This is a genomic window from Sinorhizobium sp. GQ132 (assembly GCF_059758575.1).
The window spans coordinates 1-205 of record NZ_JCAXDX010000084.1 but is presented as its reverse complement, the minus strand read 5'-3'; the positions used below and the strand labels follow the sequence as shown (position 1 = coordinate 205).

Sequence of the window (205 nt, the reverse complement as noted above, 5' to 3'; positions counted from 1 at the left end):
AGACACCTGCTGGAAAATTCGCGGCGGTACCTTTGAGCAGAAGCTGTTCCTCGATTTCGATAAGGCCACCGTCGCCATTCTGCCAAGGCTCGAACCGTCCGAACCAATCGTTCATTACGACGCAGACATTCTCTTTATCTGCCGAGCGCTCGGATTTCTCGCGGGCGTCCTTGTGCCGTACATCGGCAGCGTTGCTCTTGGCATC

The 205-nt window shown here is 55.6% G+C and carries 1 protein-coding gene; it reads right to left on the bottom strand.

From position 1 onward, the window contains the following. Window positions 1-205 (bottom strand): hypothetical protein (locus AC6CIG_RS29830; RefSeq protein ID WP_498324404.1); only part of this gene is annotated, 205 nt, incomplete at both ends.